The organism is Pseudomonas sp. Fl5BN2 (assembly GCF_009908205.1).
Lineage (GTDB): Bacteria > Pseudomonadota > Gammaproteobacteria > Pseudomonadales > Pseudomonadaceae > Aquipseudomonas.
This window is the reverse complement of sequence record NZ_JAAARL010000008.1, coordinates 162,330-178,440: the sequence shown is the minus strand read 5'-3', so window position 1 is coordinate 178,440 and position 16,111 is coordinate 162,330. Positions and strand designations below refer to the sequence as shown.

Annotated in this window: 17 protein-coding genes; 3 read left to right on the top strand and 14 right to left on the bottom strand. The window is 53.8% G+C overall.

The annotated features are described in order from the left end of the window. The first annotated feature begins 1 nt into the window (after position 1). From GV819_RS13460 to nirK, 3 genes are all read left to right on the top strand, one after another. Positions 2 to 1,645: a DUF2300 domain-containing protein gene (locus GV819_RS13460; protein WP_161756571.1), complete on the top strand. Its 1,644-nt coding sequence runs from the start codon at positions 2 to 4 to the stop codon at positions 1,643 to 1,645. Between the two features lie 3 nt (positions 1,646 to 1,648). Continuing rightward, complete coding sequence (locus GV819_RS13455) at positions 1,649 to 2,467, top strand: YfaP family protein (protein WP_161756570.1); 819 nt, start codon at positions 1,649 to 1,651, stop codon at positions 2,465 to 2,467. A gap of 113 nt (positions 2,468 to 2,580) precedes the next feature. Then, complete coding sequence (gene nirK / locus GV819_RS13450; RefSeq protein WP_161756569.1) at positions 2,581 to 3,672, top strand: copper-containing nitrite reductase; 1,092 nt, start codon at positions 2,581 to 2,583, stop codon at positions 3,670 to 3,672. Between the two features lie 58 nt (positions 3,673 to 3,730). Here nirK and GV819_RS13445 read toward each other — a convergent pair whose 3' ends face one another. From GV819_RS13445 to GV819_RS13380, 14 genes are all read right to left on the bottom strand, one after another. Next, positions 3,731 to 4,810: a dienelactone hydrolase family protein gene (locus tag GV819_RS13445; protein ID WP_161756568.1), complete on the bottom strand. Its 1,080-nt coding sequence runs from the start codon at positions 4,808 to 4,810 to the stop codon at positions 3,731 to 3,733. A 136-nt stretch (positions 4,811 to 4,946) separates the two neighbouring features. Continuing rightward, positions 4,947 to 5,396 (bottom strand): DUF3828 domain-containing protein, encoded by a 450-nt coding sequence (locus tag GV819_RS13440; protein ID WP_161756567.1) that lies wholly within the window; start codon positions 5,394 to 5,396, stop codon positions 4,947 to 4,949. A 10-nt stretch (positions 5,397 to 5,406) separates the two neighbouring features. Then, on the bottom strand, positions 5,407 to 5,748 hold the full coding sequence (locus GV819_RS13435) for a CHAP domain-containing protein (RefSeq protein WP_178125995.1): 342 nt from the start codon (positions 5,746 to 5,748) through the stop codon (positions 5,407 to 5,409). Between the two features lie 172 nt (positions 5,749 to 5,920). After that, positions 5,921 to 6,169 (bottom strand): diguanylate cyclase domain-containing protein, encoded by a 249-nt coding sequence (locus GV819_RS33185; protein ID WP_368668894.1) that lies wholly within the window; start codon positions 6,167 to 6,169, stop codon positions 5,921 to 5,923. Between the two features lie 48 nt (positions 6,170 to 6,217). Then, positions 6,218 to 7,315 (bottom strand): DegT/DnrJ/EryC1/StrS family aminotransferase, encoded by a 1,098-nt coding sequence (locus GV819_RS13425; RefSeq protein ID WP_161756566.1) that lies wholly within the window; start codon positions 7,313 to 7,315, stop codon positions 6,218 to 6,220. Then, on the bottom strand, positions 7,312 to 7,674 hold the full coding sequence (locus GV819_RS13420; protein WP_161756565.1) for a sugar 3,4-ketoisomerase: 363 nt from the start codon (positions 7,672 to 7,674) through the stop codon (positions 7,312 to 7,314). The genes GV819_RS13425 and GV819_RS13420 overlap by 4 nt, the downstream gene beginning before the upstream one ends. Continuing rightward, a complete protein-coding gene (locus GV819_RS13415; RefSeq protein WP_161756564.1) occupies positions 7,674 to 8,660 on the bottom strand; it encodes a glycosyl transferase in 987 nt (328 codons plus the stop codon). The genes GV819_RS13420 and GV819_RS13415 overlap by 1 nt, the downstream gene beginning before the upstream one ends. Before the next feature lie 95 nt (positions 8,661 to 8,755). Then, positions 8,756 to 9,562 (bottom strand): methyltransferase, TIGR04325 family, encoded by an 807-nt coding sequence (locus GV819_RS13410; RefSeq protein ID WP_161756563.1) that lies wholly within the window; start codon positions 9,560 to 9,562, stop codon positions 8,756 to 8,758. Then, entirely contained in the window at positions 9,559 to 10,485 is a 927-nt protein-coding gene (locus tag GV819_RS13405; RefSeq protein WP_218579753.1) for a glycosyltransferase, read from the bottom strand. Before GV819_RS13405 ends, GV819_RS13410 begins: the two co-directional genes overlap by 4 nt. Before the next feature lie 67 nt (positions 10,486 to 10,552). Beyond that, positions 10,553 to 11,203, bottom strand: a complete 651-nt coding sequence (locus tag GV819_RS13400; RefSeq protein WP_161756562.1) for an FkbM family methyltransferase — start codon at positions 11,201 to 11,203, stop codon at positions 10,553 to 10,555. Next, positions 11,204 to 12,544 (bottom strand): flippase, encoded by a 1,341-nt coding sequence (locus tag GV819_RS13395; protein ID WP_161756561.1) that lies wholly within the window; start codon positions 12,542 to 12,544, stop codon positions 11,204 to 11,206. 106 nt (positions 12,545 to 12,650) lie between these two features. Beyond that, positions 12,651 to 13,973: a UDP-glucose dehydrogenase family protein gene (locus GV819_RS13390; protein ID WP_161756560.1), complete on the bottom strand. Its 1,323-nt coding sequence runs from the start codon at positions 13,971 to 13,973 to the stop codon at positions 12,651 to 12,653. Between the two features lie 554 nt (positions 13,974 to 14,527). Further along, positions 14,528 to 15,055, bottom strand: coding sequence for an inorganic diphosphatase (gene ppa, locus GV819_RS13385; RefSeq protein ID WP_003219382.1), 528 nt, complete (start codon positions 15,053 to 15,055; stop codon positions 14,528 to 14,530). Between the two features lie 238 nt (positions 15,056 to 15,293). Next, positions 15,294 to 16,106: a zinc-dependent peptidase gene (locus tag GV819_RS13380; protein WP_161756559.1), complete on the bottom strand. Its 813-nt coding sequence runs from the start codon at positions 16,104 to 16,106 to the stop codon at positions 15,294 to 15,296. Positions 16,107 to 16,111: the final 5 nt, after the last annotated feature.

Genomic DNA, 16,111 nt, shown 5'->3' with positions numbered 1-16,111 from the left:
CATGACGCGGCGTTGGGCCTGGTTGTACCTGTGTTTGCTCCCTGGGCTGGTAACGGCCCAGGAAGAGCCCCTGCGCCTGGCCTGGAAGACTGCCCCGGACAGCGAGCTGGTGAGCCTGAGCAAGACCCAGGTACTGGCGCGCGAGTCGTTGCCGAAGGACCTGCAGGCGCCGCTTGGCAGTGTCTGGAAACTCTTCGTCTATGCCTGGCTGGTGGATACTGGCGCCCAGGAGCCGGTCTATGCCTGCCAGGGCAAATCCAAGGAAGAAGTCTATTGCTGCACGGTGGGTGGCAGCATCGCCCGGGACCAGGCGCTGGTGCGTTCCTGTGGTTTGTACTTCGAGCCCCAGCGCCTGCAGCTGTCCGCGGCTCAATGGCGCCAGTACTGGCAAGCGCACAACGCCCCGGACTGGTTGCAGGACCTGAATCAACTGCAACCGCAGACACGGGTTCCGGTGGCGGAGCTGTTGCAGGTGCTGGCGCTGTTGCCGGCTCGGGACACGGCGCGTCGGGTATTGCTGGATGTACTGCTCAAGGCCGGCGACGGTGCTGTGGTCGGCGCCTTGGGCGCACGTCTGCGGGTCAAGACCTGGAGTTGGCTGGCGGATCAGGACCCGCAGTCGCGCCAGGGCGGTTTTGCCGGCTGGTTGGTGGACGGCACGCCCTTGTGGGTCGGTGGTCGAGGCACCAGCCAGCGAGTCTTGAAGGACTACGCTTCAGCCCTGAACCAGGTACTGCCGGACAGCATGCCTGTGGATAAGCAGCGTTGCGTGGAAGTCAGCCTGTTTTCACGCTACCCGTTGAAAAGTGTCAGCCAGAGCGGTCAGCTCGCCAAGCCGGGTGCCCTGCAGGGGGATTACCGGGTGGAGTTCACCAATGGCAATCAGCTGGATATCCACAGCACTGGCGAGTTGTTCCTGCAACGTGACGTTTCTGCCCAGCGATTGGTGGCGCGCCTGGATCGTGAGGAATATGTGGCCCGGGTGCTGCAGCGGGAAGCGTCAAGTGAACCGCCGGAAGCAGCCAAGGCCCTGGCCGTGGCGATCCGCACCTACCTGCTGCAGAACGCCGGCCGCAGCGGCGAATGCCTGAGCATCGACGACAGCAGCAGCCGGCAACGGGTCGCGCCACGTCCGGCCACTGCCGAAGCCCGGGCCATTGCAGCCTGGACCGACGACCTGGTCCTGGCCGGTACGCAGGTTACTTATCACTCGGACCTGCGAGCGCCAGACAAACTGTCCTGGCAGCAGGCCGTGGAGCAGGCTAGATCCGGCCAGCGCTACGACGCCATCCTGCTGCATGCCTACCCCAGGGCCAGCCTCAGCCGCTGGGACAACCCGGTGGCCTCCTGTGAACCCTTGCCCGCTGCCCAGGACTGGTTGCTGAGCCAGCGGCGACGCTGGCGTCAGCCCCTGGAACAGGAGGTTGGCTACAACGAAGTCAGCCAGTTTGCCGTCTGCCGCCTGGGCTTCGGTCGCCCTTACGTCGACCGCGAGCGGCAGCGCATCTACGTGCGCGGTGTGCTGTCGCTGCAGGACCGCCTCGACCTGACCCACGAATACTTGCACCTGGCCTTTGAAGCCCATCCCAACGGCCAGGATGAAACCTATATTGAAGGGCTCGCCCGTCACCTTTTGTTGGAATAGGCCATGAAACTTCCTGCTCCCCCGGTCCTCCTGTTCCTTTGCGGAATATTCAGCCTGCCTATGGCCATGGCCGACAGCGGCATCCAGCTTGATACGCCAAAAGGCGGCTGGCGTACCCGCGCCGATGACGGAGAGCAATACCGCCAGACCGTCAACTACCCGGCTTCCTCGGTGAACACTCCCCAGGGCCAGGCCGATACCGCGCGTATTCGCGGTCAGATCAAAGGCGCGCCCAAGGTCGCCAACCAGCCAGGCAAGCTGATCGTCAACGGCGTCAGCATGCCGCTCAAGTTCGATGATCAGGGCGGCTTCGACCGGCCTTATTCCTTCCCCAACGGCAGCAACAGCGTTGAGGTACGCAGCCCCGATGGCCAGCAGCGCAAACGCGTGCAGTTCCTCAATGCCGGTGGTGGCGTCACCCCGCCGAAACTGCGGGTGCTGCTGTCCTGGGACAGTGACAACACCGACCTCGACCTGCACCTGGTGACTCCCGACGGCGCGCACATCTGGTATGGCGACCGTGTGGCTCACAACGGCGCGGCCCTTGATGTGGACGTGACCACCGGCTATGGCCCGGAAATCTTCTCCATGCCGGCGCCGCTCAAGGGGCAGTACCTGGTTTATGTGAACTACTACGGTGGTGGATTGCGCAGCGATGATGACGAAGACGGCGGCCAGGAAAATGCCGTACAGCCGCTGACCACCGCCCAAGTCACGGTAATCACCGAGGAAGGCACGGTGAATGAAAAGAGCGAGTCGTTCATCGTGCCGATGCGTGCCCCCGGGGAACTGACCCTGGTGCGTAGTTTCAGCTATCCATGATCGAGCTCAACCTATCCGGCGGTTCGGGCATTCGTTTATTGCCCTGAGACAATACGATTGCCCGGTATTTGCCTTGCAATGAATCACCATTCATTGGCAGGGAAATGCAGAGCATGGGTACGTTTCAAGCGTGGTTGAAGTGCTGTGTGGTGGCCGGCAGCTGTGCCTCCAGCCTGGTGTTGGCCGCCGGGGCCGATGGCTTGCAGAGGGTCAAGATTGACCTGGTGGCGCCGCCCCAGGTGCATGTCCATGAGCAGGCCGTCAACGGGCCACCGAAGGTCGTGCAGTTCCGCATGAATGTGGAAGAGAAAAAGATGGTGGTGGATGACCAGGGCACCACCTTGCAGGCCATGACCTTCAACGGCTCCATGCCCGGCCCTACTCTGGTGGTGCACGAGGGCGACTACGTCGAGCTGACCTTGAGCAATCCGGCCAGCAACAGCATGCCCCATAACATCGACTTTCATGCGGCCACCGGGGCCCTGGGCGGGGCGGCCCTGACCCAGGTACTGCCGGGGCAGGAAGTGGTGCTGCGCTTCAAGGCCGACCGCAGCGGAACCTTCGTCTACCACTGCGCGCCGCCGGGCATGGTGCCCTGGCATGTGGTCTCGGGCATGAGCGGGACCTTGATGGTGCTGCCGCGCGAAGGCTTGAAAGACCCTGCCGGCAAGCCCTTGCACTATGACCGCGCCTACACCATCGGCGAGTTCGACCTGTACATTCCCAAGGACAAGGACGGGCACTACAAGTCCTACCCGGATCTGGCCTCCAGCTACCAGGACACCCGCGAGGTGATGCGTACGCTGACACCGAGCCATGTGGTGTTCAACGGGCGGGTTGGCGCCCTGACCGGGGCCAACGCGCTGACCGCCAAGGTCGGTGAAAGCGTGCTGTTCATTCACTCCCAGGCCAATCGCGACAGCCGTCCGCACCTGATCGGCGGCCACGGCGACTGGGTCTGGACCACCGGCAAGTTCGCCAACGCCCCGCAGCGCAACCTTGAAACCTGGTTCATTCCCGGCGGCTCGGCGTTGGCGGCGCTCTATACCTTCAAACAGCCGGGCACTTATGTGTACCTCAACCACAACCTGATCGAGGCGATGGAGTTGGGAGCCCTGGCTCAGGTCAAGGTCGAGGGACAGTGGGACGATGACCTGATGACTCAGGTAAAGGCCCCGGGGCCTATAGTGCCGGCCAAGCAATAGGCGGCAGCAGGCGTAGCGCCGGGTCTTCTGGGAAAAGCTCAGGCGCTGCTGATCGGGGTTAGAGGTTCAGGGCAAGCTTCAGGTAGTCCGGATACACCTTGCGCCAGTCGGCCTGGAAGGTGTGGCCTTCGCTGTGTTCATGGCTCTGTAGCTGATTGCCGGATTCCAGGGCCTGCTGCGTGGTGGCGGTCAGTTTCTGGTTGCTCTCATGTTCCTGGGCGCCGTGGACGATGACAATGCGTTTGTCCCGGGCCTTGTTTTCGCCGAACGGAATCCGGTAGCCGCCGGGTGACAGCAGCAACGCGCCGCTGTACTGCTGCGGGTAGTCGGCAATCAAGTGAGCGGCGTGCTCGGCGCCTTGTGAGAAACCCATCAAAGCGATGCGCGAGCGATCAATACGGGTTTGTTTCTCGAGTTTTTTCAGTGCCGCGCTGACAGCGGCTTCGGTGCTGGCCACCGAGTCCTGCTGCCACATGAAGCGGTGCTCGTCGCGCTTGAGGGTGCCGTTGATACCAACCAGCACGGCTTTATCTCCCAGCAGGTCGGCACGCATATCAATGCCGTCGCTGCCTTCGGTGCCGAACCCCGATAGCCAGACCACTACCGGCCAGCCCTCGGCCGGCGCCTTGCCCTGAGGAATGCTGAAGGCCGCCAGGCCCGCATCCTTGGCCATGGCCGGGTAGTTCTTCTCGGCGGCTTGTAGCAGCTTCTTGTAGGCAGGGGCCTGATGCAGGGATTCCAGTTCGTCATCTTCCTTGAGCAGCACCAGTTGCCAGAAACCACGTTCGCGGGCTTGATCAAGGTACTCGGCCGCCCGTTTGTTTTTGTCCATAGCTGCCAGGCTGCCGGCAGCCTGGTAGGAGGCAAAGGCGTTCTTCGGGTCCAGGCGGGCGGCAGTCAGGTAGTAGGTGAGGGCGCCGGCATAGTTGTCGTGCTGGCTCTTTTCATTGTCCCCGGCTTCGATGAAGTCCTCGGGTGTGGCGTCGTCCAGGTACAGATTGGCCATGGCGGCCATGCCCTGCCAACGGCCCTTGGCGATGTCCTGCTGTTCGTCGGCATGGACGCAGGTGCTGCCGAGGAAGGCCGTGCACAGGGAGAGAAAGGCTAGGGGCAGGCGTACTGCGGCCGGCAACGACATGACTGAGAGTCCTTTTCCAGTGAAGGATGCCCCGGACCCTTGCCCGAAACGGCGCGCAGCTTAGCATGGCAGGTCGCTCGATTCGACGACCTGCACGCCAGTCCGCTTCAGCGTTGTGCTAGGGCAGGACAGCGGATCAGTCGCTCTGATCCGCAGTGGAAGTCACCTGGTCGATCTTCCAGCAGCCCTTGTCCTTGATCATCCGCACATCGACAACTTGCGTGGTGTCCGGGGTATTGCCCAGAGTCACTTGCTCCTTGGCAGTAGAACCCTGAACTTGCGGATCGCTGACCTTGATCTGGGTCAGCCACTCCTCCATGTAGTCCTGGGCCTTGATGAAGTAATCCTCTTCCAGGCCATCGGGACTGGCCATCTGCGTTTTGATCTTGGCAATCAGCGATTCCGAGACGTACTGCTTCATCTGCGGCAGGTTGTCAGTCAGCGGATCCTTGTCTTCGCTGAAGGTCTGCAGGTACCAGCTGTAAAACGCCTGGGTAGCGGGTTTCGGCGAACTGGCGCAGTCGGCCAGGGCGACTGATTGATGCAACGCGACGGCTGCCAGCAACGAGCAGAAAAGCATTCTCATGGGGGACCCCTTATGGATGGCGATAGATTTTGTAGTCGGGCTTCTTCACCCGGTAGGAGTGCCCCGGGTAGAAACCATGCAACTGCTTGAAGTCTGACACCCAAAGTGTGCCGTTGAACATCGCCATATGCCCGTGGGGATGGCCGGGAATCGGCTGGATGATCACCACGTCGCCAGCCTGAGGGGCCTGGCCGGCGGGCTGCTCGACAAATCCGGCGGAGGTCAGGGATGAGCCGAAGTCCTTGGCCGAGTGCTTCCTGTGCAGAATCACACCACCGCCGCCGGCCTCGATCGCCTGGCGCGTATAGGCCGCGCAGTGTTCTGTCCTGGCAGTGTAAGCGTGAGTGTTCAAGTGACTGAATAGAGCGGCTTCGAAGTCCTTATCAATTTAATCGGGCTGAAGCTGAAGGGTTTTCTCTGAGGCGCTTGTACCTTGTTTCGCCCTGCGCTTTTGACGCTGTAGAGCGTCGCATCCGCTTCTGACAGCAAACGCGGCAGACTGTAGCCCAACTCTCAGGTGGTCACTACGCCGATGCTTGCACTGAGCCGCCCGGACTCATCAGCATGGTCAACTCGGAGAACCCCTGGCGAATACGCTCTGCCATCTGAACCGCATCGGCCTCATCGGTAGCTACCAAGAGGCAGGAGAATTCTTCGCCGCCGATACGGCCGAGTACGTCCTGCTTGCGCAAACATCCCATGGCGGTCGACTTGAAGCTCAGCTCAGTCCGTTCCTTGACCATCGCTAGGGGCACGTAGGCGATCCCGATCACATAGAGGGCTCCGCATGACAGGTCAATAGCTTGGAGGACTGAGCTATCTCATCGGTTCTCAGCAACAAAACGATTTGCCACTTCGCAGACAAAACGAATGTCTTCTACTGTATGGAAGAACGAGATAGGCAAGCTCAAAGTGGTCTTGTGTATCTCTTCTGAGATAGGGAAGTTGCCGTGAATTATGCCCTTCATCGCTACTTGATCAACTGGTGGAATTGGGTAGTGGATCTCAGTGCCAACACCGTTTTCAAAAAGATAAGCTTTGAGCTGATCACGTTGAGCGTGTCGGATATTGAAAATATGGAAAACATCTTCGTACCCGGCAGAACGAATAGGCTTTATGAAAGCATCGTCCAACAGGGAGAAGTATATCTGTGCCAGTGCTTTCTTATGCGTGTTGATCGCGTCCAGGGATTGGAGTTTGATATTCAGAAACGCAGCCTGTACTTCGTCAAGCCTAGAGTTATAGCCCGCCAATTCGTTGTGATATTTTTGTACTGAGCCATAGTTACGTAGTTTTCTGATTGTATTATCCAGAGCCTGGTTGGAGCTGATAACCGCTCCCGCATCCCCTAGAGCGCCAAGGTTCTTGGTCGGGTAAAAGCTGAAACAGCCGAAATCACCGAAGGTTCCGGTCATCTTGCCTTTGTAGGTTGCTCCATGGGATTGGGCACAATCTTCCACCAGACGCAGGTCATGCTTTGAACAGATATCGAGTATGGGATCCATATCGCAGGATTTACCATACAAGTGCACCACTAGAATGGCTTTGGTACGCGGAGTGATGCTGGCAGCAATTTTGTCCGGATCAATATTGTAGGATCGGATGCAAGGCTCAACCAGCACCGGCTTCAAACCTAAACGCACTATCGCAAGGATGCTGGCAATGTAGGTGTTAGCGGGAACAATTACTTCATCTCCAACGTTGAGACGTAGTGCGTCAAGTGCCAATACCAATGCGTCAAGGCCGTTCGCAACCCCAGTGCAGTAATCGGCTTGTAAATATTTAGCAAATGAAGACTCAAATTTAGCTACATTCTTTCCGAGTACATACCATCCACTTTCGAGTACTTGCTTGAATGCGACTTCGAACTCTTTAAAGAACGGAGTATTCAATCGGCCTAAGTTCTCATATTCAATCATGGATATTTCTCGTCAATATAATCTGAGGAGTCATAAGGCTCAGAGGCTAAGACTAGTAAAGTCGCTGAAGCTGAGAAGTCTTGCATGGTGTGCCAGTCTTTGGCATCTAAAAGCAAACACTGATCAGGATTGCTCAGCGTGTAGGTTGTTTCGGAGAGGCCATCATTTACAAAAATGCTGCAACTGCCGCCCAAGCAGATTAATGCCTGTTTGGTGATTTTATGGCAATGCCCGCCTCGCTGGCCCACTACATTGTAGATGTAGTAGATGCGTTTTACCGTAAACGGCATCTGCTTCTCGATTACGGATAGAGATCCTCGGGCATCAGTAAAGGTAGGAAGATCTATCAACGTAGCCATTATTTACTAAACCACTTGATTAAATGAATATTGTAACACCCGTTTATTTTGCGTCGCAACTCTCGAGCAAAAGCTCTCAATCCTTTGGGTTTTGCAGTGATACTGGAGAATTTTTCAGGGCTGGAGGTGTTTGTCTGAATGGATTGCTCGATCCGCATCAGGTGGTTGACGTAAGGCTTGTATACGAATTCCTTGGTTCTGCGAGGCAGTATGTAGGTGCCCAAATCAATTTTTTTGTCTTGTAGTAGTTTCAAACCATGAAAGTGGTAAAAGATCAGAGTAAATGGTTGCTGTGTCGAGATCTCTATGCCGGTAGTATCTTTCCCTGTCGAAGAGAATTGATATTGTTGCACGTTCCATGGTGCCACCCCGCCTCCAAGATTGGAGAGTACATGGACCTCTTGGAAGCGCTCTGTCCAGTCGTCCAAATACTTCTGGTCACCAAAACGCCCATCTTCAAACCTGTCGAAGCACCATTCCTGACATGCATCGGCCCACCAGCGCAGGGCCTTCATGCCTGCTTCAGTGGCCTTGAATGTCATGAATTGAACGCAGTATTTTCCGCTGGTTGCTTCCTGGTTATACCTGTCCGTATATCGATGTTCAGTAATCAGGATTGAGTTATCCTGTAGTTCTTTTATCAGGGCCGATGGGTCGGAATAAAAGTATAGGTCGGCATCTAGGTAGGTACAGTTTTCCAGCTGAAACTTCTCGAGAACATGCAATATGGTGAAGGGTGTGCATGTCCAGCAATACTCACCCGGGGTTCTTCCGGGTTTAATTATTAGTAATTCTGCAGTTTCAAATTCCTTGAGTGAAATAATCGTGGTGTTTGCCAGTCTGGCGTTGGAAAGATACTCGAATGATGTGTTGTCAAATGCAAATATGAACAGATGGAAGGATGGGCAGTTGGCTATCAAGGATTCATACATGGCCAAGCCGCGCGACATGTAGCGCGAATCAAATAGTGTGCAGAAATTATACATCTTGTTTTCTCCAAGGTCTCATGTCGTACCTGTTTTTCTGCCATCCATTCAGTGGCGCGTTTCATTTGTTTGAATTATTGTGTGCTGTTGCCTGGCTATGCGCATCGTTCGGAAAATATACCCATGTATTTCCCGTCTTTAATATCTCCATCAATGCTTGTTTGGAATTTTTCCAAAACTTTATAGTTGTGCTTTTCTAGAGTGCTTAACAGTTTTTTCATGTCGAGTATGCGACAGGCATAACTGGCTGTGTATATTGAAGGGTGAACTTTCTGAACTTTTATCACATCCCTTCCAGCCCATCCTACAGGAGTGCGATCAATCAGAATGAATGGGCTTCCAACGGCGAGAAGGCGGTCAAGCCACTCATATGGCTCGGGCAGGTAGTGGAGGACGCTCGACAGTAATATCACATCGGGTTGATTGTCTGCGACGCTGTCATCGACGGTCTTGTGAAAGTGCAGTACCTGGTCCTCGAGCTGCTCTGAGCCAAAGCTTACAAAATGCTCCTGTTCGACAATCGACCAGTTTACTCTCAGGCCTGAAAGAAAGCGTCGATTGTTAAAATAGCTGCTACCTAGGCTTCCTCCAAAGTCGAGTACATTCAACCGGCCTGAGGAGCGAGCGGCGACGTGCATCAGGCAAGCCAATGACTCCCACGAATACTGGGGGGCCTCAAAAAGCACGGAATCGCGTTCGCAGAAAAACTCACCGGCTTTCACCTTGAGTGCTGCCTGTTTGACGTTGGCAAAAATGGGTTCTGCAGCATAGCCGTTGTGGCACTCGTTTTCAGCTTCCTGCCATGAGGAATAGTCTCCTCTGAAGCCAAAGCGTGCACCGTTGATGACTCTATAGAGATTGAGAAAAATGGGGGGTATTAGTTGTTTTATAATTCTCTTCATGACAGCCTCCGCTTGATGGCGCGAATGACCCGACGGATCAAGTTGGGCTTGGTCGAGTTGAAATACTTGATGATACGGGCCCGGGCTGAGGCGTGATCCTCAGTCTTGATCAATGACAACTTCGGGTAGGTCGTAGAAATATTGGAGTCAAAATGATCGGTGATTTCCGAGTGAGTACCTGATCCATCATTTCCAATATTATGGACAAAGGAACGAGACGGATAAAGAGTAACCATCCCGCGCAAAAAGGCTGAGGCGTACCAGCGAATTGCCCATGAGTTGTTTCGGCCTGCTACTTGATCTTGCAACATTTTTGTATATTTATAACCGCCGGAGAAGTCAAAGTCGTCCCTGTCAGGGGCCTTTTGGATTTGCTCAAGCAGTGAGCGGCCATCAGCCACAAAATGTTGCCAGGCTCTTCTCCAGGTCGCCCAGCCCCAACAGTCCGCACCTTTCAGAAAAAAATAGTCAGGTAGGCCGTGGTGTTCGATAGGATATATATAGCCATGTATGCTGGCGACCTCCGGGTGGTCTTGATACATATCGAGTCCGTCATTCATATAACTCAAGAAGTATGGGCTGGTCACCAGGTCATCTTCCATTACGATAATCCGATCATGACTCTCCAGTGTTTCAGTAATTCCACTTATTATGGATTTGGCGAGTCCAAAATTTGATTCGCGGTGGATGATGGAAACCGAATGGAAACCGGAGATTGAGGAGAGATAAGATCGAACCTCTGAAATGGCTTTTTCATTTTCTGGCGTTTTTGCTGCGTCTGAATAAATAAAAATATCGGTTTCACGCGCCAGTATATTCAGTTTCAAAGCGTTTATGGTCTGCCTCAAGTGGTCAAGGCGGTCATATACAAAAATAACAACTGGCGCGTACAAAGTGATCTCTCCAAACTGAGCGACGGACACACATGTTCATATGAAGGACAGACAATAATCAGGATTGCTTTCGATTGTCGTCAGCCTAGAATTCAATTTACAAACCCAGGCAGTTATCTGGTTTGTAAAAAATTGAGGTTTCTGAAATGTAAGTAACAATAGGGGCCAGCCCTCTGAACTCTAACTTGCGATATCCGTGGTTCAGTAGAAAGTCGATGCCTTCTTTGTATTCGTCCCTGTCCGAGTTGTCGAGAAGTATTACGCCATCATTGGCTATTTTTTCGATGCTCTGTTTCAGGCAGTTAACACGATCTCGTCCATCGACGACAATGATATTCCAATCTTGCCCGCACGCCAGCGCCCGGCAGTAGTCACCATCGTATGAAAGTTCGATGTATTTGAGATTGGCATTTTCTGGGAGTTCTGCCTTAACCTTTTCATGCCAGCTGAAGTCATGTTCTACAGAGCTGACCATTCCTACACGCTTTGCCCACCAAAGGGTACTGTTACCGCTGCCGTATTCGAATACTTTCATGTTTCGATTTACCCGGGAAGCCAAGAAATCTATCGCCGGGTAGGTGATCCAGGGTATCGGGTTGGACTCTGCGTCTATGGACGCATAGGCCGTTGCACTACGCTCCCAGCCGTAAGCTTTAATTGCATCTCTTCTCAATCTGAAAATATAGAGTAGCCCGGCCTTTTTCAGTATTGCCTCAACTGCCGGTCTCAAGTAGTTTTTAATGCTCACTTATAGTTCTCTCTTAAGAAATAAAATGCCTTTTGCTTGCAGAATAAAGGACTCTTTTGCAAAAAACAAATTCACCCCGACCGCTGATATGAACTGGGCGATGATAGCTACGAAGGCCGCGCCTTTCAATCCGTATAGAGGGATCAGGAGAAAGTTTAAAATCACGCAGGAAAGAGCGCCTAGCACTGTTCCATACAGTCTAACCATGCCGCGTTTTTCATTGACCAGCCATAAGCTGTGTGCAATCCCTAACCATGTAAAACAGTTTGAGAAAATATAGATTCTGAGTACCGTGGAGGACTCCATGAAATCAGGTCCGAACAAGATCGAGACAATGAGGTCGGAGAGCGCTGCTACACACAGAGCAATAAATAATGCTGCGTAAAAGTTAACTCTAAATATAAAAATCAGCAGGGAGTGGTATTTTTTTCTGTCTTCATTATATAGTCTGCTAATGATTGGCATTAGCACGACGGACATGATAGTGGGGATGAAGTTTGGTGCCATTGCGATAGGCAAAATTGCGGAGTAGATACCTAGGGATTTCGCTCCTAGAATCTCTTTTATCATGACTTGGTCTATTCTCATGTAGATAATGACTGCTAAACCACTGAGAATAAAAGGCCAGCATTCTCTAAGAAGTTCCAGTGCCTTGCTCTTTACCGTGCACCAATGGCCGTCACAGGGAAATTTTTTGTAGGCAAAAAAGAGTCCGGCAGCTGAAATGGCGATATCCAGAGATATGGCTAGCGCAAAAGCAACTAATGGTGCCTTGAGCAGGATCAGAACAACTTTTAGTATGTTGGAGGCTAGATACGCTATTAACTTTGCTATTACCGTGCGCCGATTTTGTCCTTGGCTTTGAAACCATAGGTCTATTGTGTCGGCCGCTTGAAAAATTAATGTCCCGCCCGCAAGTGCTGCTATTAGAACAGTAGGGCTGTTCCATCCGTCTATAATCACCAAGCTACCCACTGCAACTAGCCAGCAGGCTATGCCGGCGTACATTCTCAGGGTAAAACTGGTTCCGAGGACCTCTTTTGAAATTTCTTTATCGCGTGATATTTCGCGAATTACAATGCCGTCCAATCCCAAGGTTGCTACAGCCTGAAAGAAAGCAATGTAGGCAATTACATATGCTAGCTCCCCATACTCGCTAGGCCCGAGATAGCGTGCAACCCAAGCCCCAACTAGCAACCCTAAAAACATTCGGGTGAACTTATCTAGAAGCAGCCAGCCACTATTGTGAATGATTGACAGTATGTTGACTCTCCCAGCCAGTCGCTTGCGTAGCGCCAGCGGAAGGAGGCGTAGCCATACAGGGTGATCAGTCTGACTCATGTTTGTATTCAGTGAATATATTATACATTATGCCTTCCCTAAGTTTGCCCGGTAGCTGAGTGTGGCTGTCAATGATCAACCTGCCTGAGTTGCCAAGGGCTAGGCGCTAGCGACCGATCGAATAGTATGTGATTTTTTTGCTTTTCATACGATCAGTATCAAACAAATTTCGACCATCGAAAATAACGGGTTGATTAAGGCTAATTGCTATCTGATCAAAGTCTGGTGCTTTGAACTCTTGCCACTCTGTAATAATGACTAATGCATCAGCTCTTTTCAGAGTGTCTTCTTTATTTGAGTAAAGGCGCAGGCTAGCGTTGTTGGGATAGAGACGCCGGGCTTCGTTCATGGCCTCAGGATCGAATGCTTGGACATTAGCGCCCGCCGTCCAAAGGGCTTCCATCAGCACTCTACTAGGTGCATCGCGCATGTCATCAGTATTTGGCTTGAAGCTGAGCCCCCAAAGTGCAAAAACCTTGCCTTTCAGTTCACCATTAAAGTGTTTGGATATTTTCTCAAAGAGAACTGTTTTTTGTTCGTTGTTACGATGCTCGACGGCTTTAAGAACTCGGGCGTCAAAGTTGATTGAGTCCGCGGTGCGTACCAGTGCCTGAACATCTTTTGGGAAGCAGGAGCCTCCGTAGCCGACTCCTGGGTAAATAAACTGATAGCCGATGCGTGGGTCGGAACCGATTCCCTGGCGAACCATCTCGATATCAGCTCCCAGCTTTTCTGCGAGGTTGGCCATTTCATTCATGAAGCTGATTTTTGTGGCGAGCATGCAGTTGGCGGCATATTTGGTGAGCTCAGCGCTACGGACGTCCATTACGATCATCTTTTCATGATTACGGTTGAACGGTGCATAGAGTTCGCGCATGACACCTTCAGCGTGCATGCTGGAGGTTCCTATCACTATCCGATCAGGTCGCATGCAATCTGCGACAGCAGAGCCTTCCTTTAGGAATTCAGGATTGGACACGACGTCGAAGGTCAGGTCTGCTCTACCTCTGGCTGCCAGGGTTTCGTTCATCCGAGCACTGACTTTATCGGCAGTACCCACCGGTACGGTGGATTTATCGATAATGATTTTGGCGTCTTGCATGGTCGTCGCGATAGTTTCAGCAACAGACAAAACGTACTTCAGGTCCGCCGAGCCATCTTCATCGGGAGGTGTTCCCACGGCGATGAACAGGACCTCACCATGCTCAACGCCTTCAGTTGCATTGGTTGTAAATTGCAGACGGCCAGACTTGTAGTTATCGATGACAAGAGCCTCTAACCCGGGCTCGTAGATCGGTATCTGCCCTTTTTTCAGGCTATCAATTCGTTGCCGGTCAATATCGACGCACACCACATGATGTCCCACCTCAGATAGCACTGCTCCTTGGACCAGTCCAACATAGCCTGTACCGAATACGGTGACCTTCATAAATAATCCTTTTTAGACAAGCTGTATGTTTGACGTATTTGAAGAGAACTTTAATTTCTGAGTGGTGTTCGTTGCTATTTCGACCCTCTCATTGAGAGGGCTAGGCCTTGTTGTGCATAGGCTATCAGGGCGGTTTTAAAAGCGGGTAGGATTATTTCTAGCAATTAAAAAGCCGGCTTGTGGCCGGCTTCTCGGGGACTGGCTTGGTTCATTTTTGGTAAACCGCACCAGCCTTCAAAACGTACACCCAGCTCTTGCGGCTGGCTGTGGGACTGGGCGAGAAAATCATCCGCTTCGTCGGGCGATCTGACCGCAGGGAGGGTCGATGCGCAAATGTGGGGCGCAGCATACGCATTTTTGTCGGGAATTCCCAGTGCGAAGCGCGATCCAGAGGCTTTTAAGCGGCAGAAAGTGCGGGGAATTTGTTGCTGGATGCGTGAGGTTCGCTGGCAAGCCGGCTCCTACGGTAAAGGGTGAAAGCTGCAGGAACAAAAAAGCCCCGATCACTCGGGGCTTTTTCTTGAAGCTTGTTGCTCGAAGCTTACCGCTGCTGCTTAGCCTTTATAGGCGGCAACCGACTTCAGGATCTCGGCGCGGGCTGCATCGGCATTGCCCCAACCGTCGATCTTCACCCACTTGCCTTTTTCGAGGTCTTTGTAGTTCTCGAAGAAGTGCTTGATCTGTTCCAGCAGCAGTGGCGGCAGGTCGGTGTATTCCTTCACGTCGACGTACAGCTGGGACAGCTTGTCGTGTGGTACCGCGATCACTTTGGCATCGCCGCCGCCGTCGTCGGTCATGTTCAGGATACCCACTGGACGGGCGCGGATTACCGAGCCTGGAGTCACTGGGTAAGGGGTCACGACCAGCACGTCGAGGGGGTCGCCGTCGTCAGCCAGGGTGTTGGGGATGAAGCCGTAGTTGGCCGGGTAGAACATTGGGGTGGCCATGAAACGGTCAACGAACAGGCAATCGCTGTCTTTGTCGATTTCGTACTTGATCGGCGCGTGGTTGGCCGGGATTTCGATAGCGACGTAGATGTCGTTCGGCAGGTCTTTGCCCGCCGGAATCTTGCTGTAGCTCATTGGGCGTTGCCCCCGTTAGTTGACCAAATGACTTGGCCGGATTGACCAAAAAGTGGCGGCGATTATAGACACACTCCGCTACCGATGCTACGTGCCAAGGGTCGTAGGACCTTGGTTGTACTGTCTTGCAGGCGTGTTCGGCCTGGCTGCGCGACCGGCGGTTTTGCCATCGGTCGGCAGGCGGGTAGTTGTCGTGTAACCCACCTTCAGAAGAACAACGTAATCGCGCGACAGGACATTAGTGGTGCGTTTGATAGACCGGATCTTCAGTTTGAAGTTGCTGCAATCGGGCCAATGGATTCTGCCGATAAAACAGCCGCAGCTGTGCATAGACTTTCGGATAAGCCGCTACCAGCAAATCCGGGGCGCTGAAGAAGTATTCGCTGGTGACGGCGAAGAATTCGGCCGGGTTTTCTGCTGCGTAGGGATCTATGGCGGTTTCTGCATCCGGGTCATGGTCGAGCTGACGATTGAGGTCGTCGTAGGCGCTCTGCATTACCTGGGCCCAGTCGCTGACGCGCATGTCACTGTGTAATGGCGGCAGGCCATTAGCGTCGCCGTTGAGCATGTCCAGTTTGTGGGCCAGTTCGTGGATCACCAGGTTGTAGGCTTCCCAGCCGCCGCTGGCCAGGACTCCAGGCCAGGCGAGGATGATCGGGCCTTGTTGCCAGGCTTCGCCGCTGTGCTCGCCATCCCATTCGTGCTCGATACCACTGGCATCGCGATGGCGCTGGGGGCTGAGGAAGTCGTCGGGGTAGAGGATGATTTCGTGAAAGCCCTGATACCAGTTCAGGTCTCCCAGGTGCAGCAGTGGCAATTGCGCCTGGGCCGCCAGCAGCAGGCGTTGTTCCTGATGCAGTTCGACCCCGGGCAAGGCGGTGAGGTGCTTGTCATCGAGAAACAGCACGCTGGCTTCCCGCAGCCACTGGTCCTCGGCAGCGCTGATGCCGTCGAGGAAGGGCAGGTGCTGGCGCACCCGCTGCCAGGTTTCATCGCTGACCGGATGCTTGGCCAGCCGGCGCTTGCGGCGCCAATTGCTGAGGGGCCACATGCCGT

Excerpts from the sequence above, each read along its gene's own strand:
- GV819_RS13380 (WP_161756559.1), bottom strand. The coding sequence starts at position 16,106 with ATGTGGCCCCTCAGCAATTGGCGCCGCAAGCGCCGGCTGGCCAAGCAT.
- GV819_RS13395 (WP_161756561.1), bottom strand. The coding sequence starts at position 12,544 with ATGAGTCAGACTGATCACCCTGTATGGCTACGCCTCCTTCCGCTGGCG.
- GV819_RS13455 (WP_161756570.1), top strand. The coding sequence starts at position 1,649 with ATGAAACTTCCTGCTCCCCCGGTCCTCCTGTTCCTTTGCGGAATATTC.
- GV819_RS13420 (WP_161756565.1), bottom strand. The coding sequence starts at position 7,674 with ATGGCTACGTTGATAGATCTTCCTACCTTTACTGATGCCCGAGGATCT.
- nirK (WP_161756569.1), top strand. The coding sequence starts at position 2,581 with ATGGGTACGTTTCAAGCGTGGTTGAAGTGCTGTGTGGTGGCCGGCAGC.
- GV819_RS13445 (WP_161756568.1), bottom strand. The coding sequence starts at position 4,810 with ATGTCGTTGCCGGCCGCAGTACGCCTGCCCCTAGCCTTTCTCTCCCTG.
- GV819_RS13390 (WP_161756560.1), bottom strand. The coding sequence starts at position 13,973 with ATGAAGGTCACCGTATTCGGTACAGGCTATGTTGGACTGGTCCAAGGA.
- GV819_RS13440 (WP_161756567.1), bottom strand. The coding sequence starts at position 5,396 with ATGAGAATGCTTTTCTGCTCGTTGCTGGCAGCCGTCGCGTTGCATCAA.
- GV819_RS13410 (WP_161756563.1), bottom strand. The coding sequence starts at position 9,562 with ATGAAGAGAATTATAAAACAACTAATACCCCCCATTTTTCTCAATCTC.
- GV819_RS13415 (WP_161756564.1), bottom strand. The coding sequence starts at position 8,660 with ATGTATAATTTCTGCACACTATTTGATTCGCGCTACATGTCGCGCGGC.
- ppa (WP_003219382.1), bottom strand. The coding sequence starts at position 15,055 with ATGAGCTACAGCAAGATTCCGGCGGGCAAAGACCTGCCGAACGACATC.
- GV819_RS13425 (WP_161756566.1), bottom strand. The coding sequence starts at position 7,315 with ATGATTGAATATGAGAACTTAGGCCGATTGAATACTCCGTTCTTTAAA.
- GV819_RS13460 (WP_161756571.1), top strand. The coding sequence starts at position 2 with ATGACGCGGCGTTGGGCCTGGTTGTACCTGTGTTTGCTCCCTGGGCTG.